Source organism: Qipengyuania mesophila (genome assembly GCF_019711655.1).
GTDB classification, from domain to species: Bacteria; Pseudomonadota; Alphaproteobacteria; order Sphingomonadales; family Sphingomonadaceae; genus Qipengyuania; species Qipengyuania mesophila.
In genome coordinates, this window is the sequence record NZ_JAIGNU010000003.1 from 264,418 (window position 1) to 274,615 (window position 10,198).

The following is a 10,198-nucleotide window of genomic DNA, read 5'->3' on the forward strand; positions in this document are numbered from 1 at the left end:
GCATGATCGATGCCGAGAAACTCGCCGCCTTCGCGTTGGTGACCGCTACCACCAGCCTGGTCCCGGGTCAGTCGATGCTGTTCGTCATGGGACAGGCGATCTGGCGCGGGGCGCGATCGGGCTGGGCGGCACTGCTCGGAATGCAGATCGGCTACATCGCCTGGTGGCTGCTCGCGGCCTTCGGGCTCGGGACGCTGGCGAAGGCCTATCCGTTCGCCTTCCACCTGCTGGCGCTAGCGGGCATCGCCTATCTCGCCTGGCTCGGCGTGGCCGCGATCCGTCATTCCTTCCACCCGCTCGACGATCCGGCGAGGCCGCCCCGCGAGCCCTCGCACCATGCCTTTCGCGACGGGATATTCGTCGCCATCGGCAATCCCAAGTCGCTGATCTACATGGTCGCGATCATCCCGCCCTTCGTCGACGCCTCCGCGCCCGTGGGCTGGCAGATCCTCGTCCTCGCGGCGGTGGCGCTGGTGATCGACCTCGTGGTCGGGGCACTCTACATCGGCGCGGGACAGAGCCTTGCACGCGTGATGCAGCGTGCCGCCGCGCGCCGCTGGATCGACCGCGTCATCGGCACGCTGTTCCTGCTGATTGCGGTGCTGGTCCTCGCAGAGCTCCTGGAGCGCGGAGTGTGAGACCGGCCATATCGCGGCATATCGGAACCTTCGTGGCCGACAGGCGCGCCGCGCTGCTGCTCGTTCTGCTTGCCATACTGCTCATCGGGAGGGTCTGGCTTGCCGAGCATCCCGAGCACGATCCCTGGGCACCGCTCGACCTGCGCGATCCGCCCGGATGGGCGACCGAGGCCAAGCTGCTGGCGCTGCGCGACGATGTGCCGGCATGCCGCGCCGTGCTCGACCGCAGCAGCATCGCCCATCAGGTGCTCGATCCCGTCGGCGAAGGGGCCTGCCGGCGCGAGGACCGGACGCGACTCGGAGAATTCCCGCTGGCGCCCGACACTCCAGCGGTCACCTGCCCCGCCTCGATTGCGCTGCTGCTGTGGCAACGCGACGTGCTGGAGCCGGCGGCGCAGACTAGCTTCGGATCGCCGATCGCCCGGATCGAGCACCTCGGTGCCTATTCCTGCCGCCGCCTTTATGGCCGCGACACGGGGCCCTGGAGCGAACATGCGACGGCCAACGCCATCGACATTGCCGGTTTCGTGCTCGAGGACGGAACGCGCATCAGCGTGCTACGGGACTGGGACGGCGAGGGTCCGAAGGCACGGTTCCTGCACGCGGTGCGCGACGGCGCATGCAACAGCTTCGCCACGGTCCTTTCGCCCGACTACAACGCGGCGCATGCCGACCATCTGCATCTCGACATGAGTCCGCGCTGGCGCGGCGTGTGTCGCTAGCTCAGGCCTCGAGCGAATAGCCTGCGCTGCGGACGGTGCGGACAGGGTCCTTCGCGCCCTCGATCTCGATCGCCTTGCGCAGGCGGCGGATATGGACGTCGACCGTGCGCAGTTCGATCTCGCTCTCGGTGCCCCAGACGCCGTCGAGCAGCTGCCCGCGGCTGAACACGCGACCGGGGCTCTCCATGAAGAACTTGAGCAGGCGGTATTCGGTGGGGCCGAGCTGCAGCGTGCGGCCGCGGCGCGATACCTTGTGCGCCACCGGGTCGAGCGTGATGTCGCCGACCTCGATGCTCTCGCCGGCCAGCGCCGGGCGGATGCGGCGCATAACCGCCGCTACGCGCGCGAGCAGTTCGCGCGGGGAGAAGGGCTTGGTCAGATAGTCGTCGGCGCCGGTGTCGAGCCCGCGGACACGGTCGTCCTCCGCTTCGCGCGCGGTCAGCATGATGATCGGGACGTGCGCGGTATCCTTGTCGCGGCGCAGGCGGCGACAGACCTCGATCCCGCTGGTACCTTCGATCATCCAGTCGAGGATGACGAGATCGGGCACGTCCTCGGCCGCCAGCAGCAGCGCCTCGTCGCCATCGGCGGTGGTGCGAACCTGGTAGCCTTCGTTGGCGAAGCGATATTCGAGCAGTTCGGAGAGGGCGGGATCGTCCTCTACCAGAAGCAGTTTCGCAGCGTGCAAGTCCTTGCCTTTCCGGGAATTGTCCGTCTCGGTCGACAAGGCTTTATGACCCCCGCGCTACAGTTTTGTGTCAGCCGTCGTCGTCGACCGGATAAGTGCCGGTTGCCGCGAAATGCACCATTTCGGCAACATTGGTAGCATGGTCGCCGATGCGTTCGAGATTGCGCGCAATAAACAGCATTTGTGCCGCGCTCGAAATGGTCGAGGGGTTTTCGACCATATGGCTGACGAGGTTGCGGAAAATCGAGTTGTAGAAGGCGTCGACCTTCTCGTCCGCCGCGATCACTTCGCGCGCCAGTTCGGCATCGCGCGCGGCGTAGGCGGTGAGCACGTCATGGACCATTTCGGCGGCGACGTCGGCCATGGCGGGCAGCAGCGTGAGCGGCTCGAACTGCTTGCGGTTGGGGCCGATTTCCTTGCTCGCCTTGGCGATGTTCTTCGAATAGTCGCCGATGCGTTCGACCACGCCGGCGATCTTGAGCGCGGCGATGACCTCGCGAAGGTCGTCGGCCATCGGCGCGCGCAGCGCGATGATGCGCACGGCGAGCTTGTCGATCTCGCTTTCGAGCGCGTCGATGCGCTTGTCGCCCTTGACCACCTTGTCGGCGAGATCGTCGTCGCCCTTGACCAGCGCCTCGAGCGCCTGGGCGATCGCGGCCTCGGACAGGCCGCCCATTTCGGCGATCAGGCCGCGCAGGCGGGTGATGTCTTCGTCGAAGGCCTTTACGGTATGTTCGTGCATAGAATTCATGGCCTTATCCGTAGCGTCCCGTGATGTAATCCTGGGTGCGCTGTTCGAGCGGATTGGTAAATATGTCAGAAGTCCGGCCATATTCCACCATTTTCCCGAGGTGGAAGAAGGCGGTACGCTGGCTGACGCGGGCGGCCTGCTGCATCGAGTGGGTCACGATGACGATGGCATAGCGGCCGTTGAGCTCGGCGATCAGTTCCTCGATCTTGGCGGTAGCGATCGGATCGAGCGCCGAACAGGGTTCGTCCATCAGGATCACTTCGGGATCGACCGCGATCGCGCGGGCGATGCAGAGGCGCTGCTGCTGGCCGCCCGAAAGCGCGGTACCGCTGTCCTGCAGGCGGTCCTTGACCTCTTCCCACAGGCCGGCGCGCCGGAGCGACTTCTCGACGATCGCGTCGAGTTCGTCCTTGCCCTCGGCGAGGCCATGGATTTTGGGGCCGTAGGAGATGTTCTCGTAGATCGACTTGGGGAAAGGATTGGGCTTCTGGAACACCATGCCGACGCGCGCGCGGAGTTGCACCACGTCCATGCCCGAACGGTAGATATCCTGCCCGTCGAGTTCGATGGCGCCTTCGACGCGTGCCGACGGGATGGTGTCGTTCATCCGGTTGAGCGTGCGCAGGAAGGTCGACTTGCCGCAGCCAGAGGGGCCGATGAAGGCAGTGACATATTCGGTCGGGATGTCGATCGACACGCCATCGATGGCCTTCTTGTCTCCGTAGAACACGGAGACGTCCTTGGCGCTCATCTTGGCTTCGGTCTGCTCGAGGTTGTCGTGGACTAAGGTCACCAGGTTTTCTCGAATTTGTTACGCAGGTAGATTGCGAGCCCGTTCATGACGAGCAGGAACAGCAATAGCACGATGATCGCCGCGCTGGTGCGTTCGACGAAACCGCGATCGATTTCATCCGACCACAGGAAGATCTGCATCGGGAGCACCGTCGCGGGCGAAGTGAATCCCTCCGGCGGGGTGGCGACGAAGGCGCGCATGCCGATCATCAACAGCGGGGCGGTCTCGCCCAGCGCGCGCGCCATGCCGATGATGGTGCCGGTGAGAATGCCGGGCAGGGCAAGCGGCAGGACGTGGTGGAACACAACCTGGACGGGCGACGCGCCGATCGCCAGCGCGCCGTCGCGAATGCTCGGCGGCACCGCCTTGATGGCATTGCGCCCGGCGATGACGATCACCGGCATGGTCATCAACGCCAGCGTCATCCCGCCGATGACCGGGGCGGAGCGGAGATTGGGAAACAGCGTCAGGAACACCGCCAGGCCGAGCAGGCCGAAGATGATCGAAGGCACCGCGGCGAGGTTGTTGATCGACAGTTCGATCATGTCGGTCCAACGGTTCTTGGGCGCGTATTCCTCGAGGTAGAGCGCGGCAAGCACCCCGATCGGGAAGGCCAGCAGCAGCGTCACCAGCATGGTCAGCATCGAGCCCTTGAGCGCGCCCCAGATCCCCACTTGCTGCGGATTGGTGGCATCCGAGCGCGAGAGGAAGCCGGGGTCGAAATTCTTGGCGATTTGCCCTTCGGCGTAGAGTCGCTGGGCAAGTGCCTGCATCTCGGGCGAACCTTCGCCCTCGTAGCCCGAGGCGAGATCGGCCGAGGCGGGCAGCGAGAAGGTTACCGTTTCGCGCAGGATCGACGGATCGGCCATGATGGCGGCGGCGACATCGCGCCACGCCTGTCCGCCCAACTCGGGAGCCGCCTCTTCGCCAAGTTCCTGCTGCGCGAAGAACTGGACCACTTCCCGCAGGCCCTGCGCCTCGAGCGATTGCACTGCGCCCGGCTGCTGCATCGTCGCCGGATCGGCGGCAATGCCCGCTTCGGTGAAGTCGATGGGGATTTCCAGCTCGACGCGCTGGAAGCCGCCGAGCCCGTTCAGCGCCATGGTGCCGAGCAGGAAGACCAGCACGGCGACCGAGAACAGGATCGCGCCCAGGCCGAGCGCCCTGAAGCGTCGTTCTGCGGCATAGCGCTTCTTCAGCCGGGCCTCGAAGGCGGGGGTGCGCGTGGGGGCGATGCGCTCACTCATAAGCTTCGCGATACCTTTTGACGACACGCAGCGCGACGAAGTTGAGGCCAAGGGTGACCATGAAGAGCACGAAACCGAGCGCGAAGGCGCTGAGCGTCGCGGGATGGTCGAAGCTGCCTTCGCCGGTCAGCATGGCGACGATCTGGACGGTGACCGTGGTCATCGCCTCGAGCGGGTTGGCCGAAAGATTGGCTGCGGTGGAGGCGGCCATCACCACGATCATGGTCTCGCCGATTGCGCGGCTGACCGCGAGCATGATGCCGGCGACGATCCCCGGCAGGGCGGCGGGGACGAGCACGCGGCGGATAGTCTCGCTCTTGGTCGCGCCCATCGCCAGGCTGCCATCGCGCATCGCCTGCGGCACCGCGGCAATGCTGTCGTCGGCCATCGAGGAAACGAAGGGAATGATCATCACCCCCATGACAAGGCCCGCGGCGAGCGCGCTCTCGCTGGAGGGATTGGCTGCGCCGAGCGACAGTGCGAGATCGCGGATCGCGGGCGCGATGGTGAGCGCGGCGAAATAGCCGTAGACCACGGTCGGCACGCCGGCGAGGATCTCGAGCGCCGGCTTGATCCACTTGCGCAAGGCCGGATTTGCATATTGTGTGAGGTAGATCGCGCTCATCAATCCGAGCGGAATGGCCACCACCATGGCGATGATCGCGCCGATGAACAGCGTTCCCCAGAACAGCGGTATGGCGCCGTAGCGACTGGCGTCGGGATTGGCAGCATTGGCCATGGGGTCGGGCCCCCAATGCGTGCCGAAGAGGAAGTCGAGCGGCGAAACCATGCCGAAGAAGCGCACGGTTTCGAACACGAGGCTGGCGAAAATGCCGATGGTAGTCAGGATCGCCACCAGCGAGGCGCCGAGGAGGATCGCCATCACGATCCGTTCGACCCGCGTGCGGGCGGCGAAATCGGGCTTGAGCCGGAGGAAGGCGAAGGTGCCGCCGAGAAAGGCGATCAGCAGCGCCACCACGATGCCTATGACATTGTAGTGTGACAGCGCCTCGCGGTAGGGTTCGACGAGCGCAGCCGCCTGCGGATTGAAGACTGCATTCGATGCGCCGGTAGCGACTGCCCGTGCTTCGTTGAGCATCGTCTGGCGCTGGAAGCCGAATTCGGGCAGTTCGGCCGCAGCCGGGGCGGCGAGCACCTGCTGGGTGACGAGGCCGGGCGCGATCGCGCTCCACAGGGCGATGAAGGCTGCCATCGGCAGCACGATCCACAGCGCAACGTACCACGCGTGATAGGTCGGCAGGCTGGGCAGCCGACCGTCGGCGCTTTCGCGCCGGAAGGTCCATGCACGCGCGCGAGCCGCCAACCATCCGGCGAGCCCGAGCCCGAGGGCCAGGAGGAACAGGATGGCTGGCGACATGCGTTACATTCTGGCCTTACTTGAGGGTGCTGCCGTCGAGGGTCGTGTACTCGGTGGCGGCTTTCTGGCTGGTCGCCATAACGTCATCGGGCGAAGCCACAAGGCCGATCTTGGCCAGATCGCCACCCTTTGCCCACATCTTGGTCCACTGGGCGAGATATTCCTTCAGCCCCGGGATCGCAGCGAGGTGCGCCTTTTTGACGTAGACGTAGAGCGGACGGGCACCCGGGTAGGCGAAGCTCGAGATGTTCTCGTAGGTGGCTTCGACACCGTTGATCGGAAGGTCCTGGAGCTTGTCGAGGTTCTCTTCGAGGTAGCTGTAGCCGAAGACGCCGACGGCCTTGGGATTGCCTTCGATCTTCTGGACGATCAGATTGTCCTGCTCCCCCTGGTCGACATAGGCGCCGTCCGAACGCACTTCGGTGCAGATCTGGCTGTACTTGTCCTCGTCGGTTTCCTTGAGCGCCTTCATCTCCGGGTCACTCTTGCAACCGGCTTCGAGGATCAGCTCCTTGAGCGCGTCACGGGTGCCCGAGGTGCTGGGCGGACCGTAGACGAGGATCGGATCGTTGGGCAGCGAGGGGTCGACGTCAGACCAGGTCTTGGCGGTCTGGTCCTTGCCATAGGGCTTGGCGGCGAGTGCCTCGTAGATGTGCTGCGGGGTGAGGTTCATGGTGATGCCGCCCTTGGTCGAAGCGAAGGCGATGCCGTCGAGGCCGACCTGGATCTCGATCACGTCGGTCACGCCATTGGCCTGGCAGTCGGCGAATTCGCTTGCCTTCATCCGGCGCGAGGCATTGGCCATGTCGGGCGTTTCGGCGCCGACGCCGGCGCAGAACAGCTTCATGCCGCCGCCGGTACCGGTCGATTCGATGATCGGCGACTTGAAGTCGGGATTGGCGCGTACGAAAGCTTCCGAAACGGCTTTGGCGAAGGGGAAGACGGTCGACGAACCGACGGCGCGGATAGAATCGCGCGAGGCGGCGTCGCCCCCGGCGCTGCCGCAAGCGGCGAGAGCAGCGGACGAAACGGCAGCGAAGACGAGGGATTTGAACTTGGTCATGGTAAGCCTCTTGGGTTGATAGCTAGCGGCGCCAAAGCGCCTCAATGTTACATGCTTGCGACAAGAGTTTGACCTGCGTTGCCGGGGGCCGGATTTCACCGGCCCCTAGCGCAGACCGGATCAGAAATCGACCTGTGCGCGAACACCGAAGGCATCGACGCCATAGCTGGTGTCGCCAGTCGCCGTCGGAATGATGGTATCGGTGTACTGCAGGCGACCATAGTTGACCGCGAGGGCGGTGTAGTCGGTCGGCTTCCAGATCAGCGAGGCGAAATAGCCGTCCTGCTTCCCGCCGACGATCCCCGCATCGTTGAGGTCGAGATAGTCGTAGCGCAGGTTGAACTGGAGCGAACCGAAGCCGCCCTTGCCGACCGGCTTGACCGGCTTGGTGCGGTCGAACTTGCCGCCCTTGTAACCACGCGTGTCGTCGGTGAGGAACACGCCCGCTTCGACATAGCCGCCGAAGAAGGTCGGATCGTTCGAGGTCGCCGGCATGTCGACCGACTGCCAGTAAGCTTCGCCTGCAGCATGGAAGCGGCCCGAGATGGCGGCGGCTTCGAGGCCGTAGCCGGTCTCGCTGTCGGCACCCATGCTGCCGGTGTCGATGAAACGCTGCGAGGTGAAGTGGACCAGCGGGCGCTGGCGATAGCGGACCGTCGCGGCGGGATCGTCGAGGTCGTTGTAATGGACCGAGCCACCGAAGTGCAGCTGGGTGTCGCCGATCTTGGGCATGAACACGACGCGCGCGTCGGCGCCGCGGTTCTTGCTCGAAGTGTCGTCGAAATTGTCGGTAAAGACACCGGCCTGGGCGAGGATCGGGCCATCGGCGTACTGGATCGAGGCACCGATGCGGCGTTCGAAACCGAAGGCGTCGGTGAAGGCCGCGCGCTCGATGAAGGTCGTGTGGAGGCTGCTGGTGAGCTCTTCGAGCGACTGGAAGTTGTTGTGATGGCCGACGATCACTTCGACCGGTCCGTCTGCATAGGACAGGTAGGCGTCGGCCGCCTCGACCTCGTTGCCGGCGAAATCGAGTTCGAACTTGTAGCCGAAGCCGCCCGGTATGTCGCCCGAGGCGCCGAGACGGGCGCGGCGGACCTCGTTGCCGAAGCCTTCGCTGGCGCCGGTCGAATCGGGAGCGTTGGTGAAGCCGGCATCGAACATCAGACGGCCGCGGGGCTTGAAGCTCCAGCCGTCCTTCTTGGCGAGTTCGCCGACCGGGGTGGGCTTGGCGGAGGTCGCTTCGGCCTGGGCGGCGATTGCGGTGTCCTGCGCTTCGTTGGCAGCCTTGGCACTGGCAAGTTCGCCCTCGAGCTGGTCGATACGGGCGTTCATCGCCGAAAGCTGGGCGCGCATTGCGGCCAGTTCATCGGCCGAGACAGTGACGTCCTGGGCGAACAGCGGGGTTGCCATGGTGCAGCAAAGCGCGGCCGCCGCCACGGAAAGGCGGTAGGTGCGGGTCATCGTTACGAATCCTTTGAACGTGAGGTTACGTGCTGGCGACGCCACTATGACCGGCAAATTACACTATTGTGACATTCGCCCCGCAGGCATTTCCCAGCTGTGGATAAGCTGTGGGCAGGCAGGGGAAATCCTATTCGGGACGCTCTTCGCTGTCGACCGGCAGAGTGACGGTGACCCGCGTCCCTTCGCCGAGCGTGCTCTCGATATCGAGCCGTCCGCGATGGCGCTCGACGATATGCTTGACGATTGCGAGGCCCAGCCCGGTGCCCCCCGAAGCGCGGCTACGGCCCGGGTCGGTGCGATAGAAGCGGCGGGTAAGATGCGGGATATGTTCGGGCGCGATCCCGTCGCCGCGGTCGGTGACAGTAAGGCGGACGCGCGATTCGCCGCGCGGATGCAGGCGGACGGTCACGGTCTCTTCTGACCCCCCGTATTTGAAGGCATTGTCGACGAGATTGCGGACGAGCTGTTCGAGTTGTTGATGGTCGCCCTGGACGACGAATTCGCCCGTGGCCTCGTAGTCGAGCCGCGCCGTGCGCTCACCCGCCGCGACATCGTGCGCGGCCCGCTCGACCAGCTTGCCGAGGTCGAGATGCTCGCTCGGGAGATCGTGTTTTTCAGCCTCGATCCGCGACAGCGACATCAGGTCGCTGACCAGGTCCTGCAGCCGCTTGGCCTCGCGCTGGATCGTGGCGAGGAACTTGTCGGCCATCTTCGGATCGAGGTTCTCGACATCTTCGCGCAGCGTCTCGACATAGCCGATGATGGAGGCGAGGGGGGTGCGCAGCTCGTGGCTGGCATTGGCGACGAAATCGGTATGCGCGCGGGCGATGTCCGCCTCGGCCGTGCGGTTGACGAACTCGATCACCGCGAGCTCGCCGGGCAAGGTCTTGCGGTTGATGCGCCAGATGTCGGTCCGCCGCGCGAGGCCCCGGACCACCGCGCCGCCATCGCTGCCGCGCTCGAGCAGGCGGATCGCTTCGGGCTGGCGGAGCGCCATGCGCACGTCCTGGCCGAGGATATGGGCGCCGAGCAGCTTGCGCGCCGCGAGATTGGCGATGATCACGCGGTCGCGCTCGGTGATGACGACCGGGGTTTCCGAATGTTCGAACAGGTCGGCCATGCTGTCGCGCGAGAAGGCCGGCCCTGTGGGGGCGGACCGGGCTTCGGCAGGGCGTCCGGCGACGAGATAGAGCGAACCCGACCAGACAAGCAGGACGAGGGCGACGAGGAGGAAGTCGGTGCCCAGCGTCGCGAGGGTGACGCAGGCGACCAGCGCCAGCACGAATCCGGACCAGGGAAAGCTACGCTCGGTCATTGCGGGGCGGCTTAGCGAGGCGCGCCGCGGCGCGCCACCTGCTTTTCATGACATGCGAGGAAGTGGTGACCCGTACGGGAATCGAACCCGTGTTTCAGCCGTGAAAGGGCCGCGTCCTAACCGCTAGACGAACGGGCCA

At 65.3% G+C, this 10,198-nt stretch carries 10 protein-coding genes and 1 tRNA gene; 2 read left to right on the forward strand and 9 right to left on the reverse strand.

The features are described from left to right. The first annotated feature begins 2 nt into the window (after positions 1-2). Complete coding sequence (locus K3181_RS14120; protein WP_221603754.1) at positions 3-638, forward strand: LysE family translocator; 636 nt, start codon at positions 3-5, stop codon at positions 636-638. A gap of 32 nt (positions 639-670) precedes the next feature. Continuing rightward, a complete protein-coding gene (locus tag K3181_RS14125) occupies positions 671-1,360 on the forward strand; it encodes an extensin-like domain-containing protein (RefSeq protein ID WP_345725513.1) in 690 nt (229 codons plus the stop codon). Between the two features lies 1 nt (position 1,361). On the opposite strand, the gene phoB is transcribed toward K3181_RS14125, so the two are convergent. The 9 genes from phoB to K3181_RS14170 form a co-directional block, all read right to left on the reverse strand. Then, on the reverse strand, positions 1,362-2,048 hold the full coding sequence (gene phoB / locus K3181_RS14130) for a phosphate regulon transcriptional regulator PhoB (RefSeq protein WP_221603756.1): 687 nt from the start codon (positions 2,046-2,048) through the stop codon (positions 1,362-1,364). Between the two features lie 70 nt (positions 2,049-2,118). Continuing rightward, positions 2,119-2,790: a phosphate signaling complex protein PhoU gene (phoU, locus tag K3181_RS14135; protein ID WP_221603757.1), complete on the reverse strand. Its 672-nt coding sequence runs from the start codon at positions 2,788-2,790 to the stop codon at positions 2,119-2,121. Between the two features lie 13 nt (positions 2,791-2,803). Continuing rightward, positions 2,804-3,550, reverse strand: a complete 747-nt coding sequence (pstB, locus tag K3181_RS14140; protein ID WP_221603782.1) for a phosphate ABC transporter ATP-binding protein PstB — start codon at positions 3,548-3,550, stop codon at positions 2,804-2,806. A 38-nt stretch (positions 3,551-3,588) separates the two neighbouring features. Continuing rightward, entirely contained in the window at positions 3,589-4,839 is a 1,251-nt protein-coding gene (gene pstA, locus K3181_RS14145; RefSeq protein WP_221603758.1) for a phosphate ABC transporter permease PstA, read from the reverse strand. Further along, positions 4,832-6,217, reverse strand: a complete 1,386-nt coding sequence (gene pstC / locus K3181_RS14150; protein WP_221603759.1) for a phosphate ABC transporter permease subunit PstC — start codon at positions 6,215-6,217, stop codon at positions 4,832-4,834. Before pstC ends, pstA begins: the two co-directional genes overlap by 8 nt. A 16-nt stretch (positions 6,218-6,233) precedes the next feature. Then, on the reverse strand, positions 6,234-7,280 hold the full coding sequence (locus tag K3181_RS14155; RefSeq protein ID WP_221603760.1) for a substrate-binding domain-containing protein: 1,047 nt from the start codon (positions 7,278-7,280) through the stop codon (positions 6,234-6,236). A 120-nt stretch (positions 7,281-7,400) separates the two neighbouring features. Beyond that, on the reverse strand, positions 7,401-8,741 hold the full coding sequence (locus tag K3181_RS14160) for an OprO/OprP family phosphate-selective porin (protein ID WP_221603761.1): 1,341 nt from the start codon (positions 8,739-8,741) through the stop codon (positions 7,401-7,403). A gap of 130 nt (positions 8,742-8,871) precedes the next feature. Continuing rightward, positions 8,872-10,059, reverse strand: coding sequence for an ATP-binding protein (locus K3181_RS14165; RefSeq protein WP_221603762.1), 1,188 nt, complete (start codon positions 10,057-10,059; stop codon positions 8,872-8,874). A gap of 63 nt (positions 10,060-10,122) precedes the next feature. Next, a tRNA-Glu gene (locus tag K3181_RS14170) sits at positions 10,123-10,197 on the reverse strand. Position 10,198 lies beyond the last annotated feature (1 nt).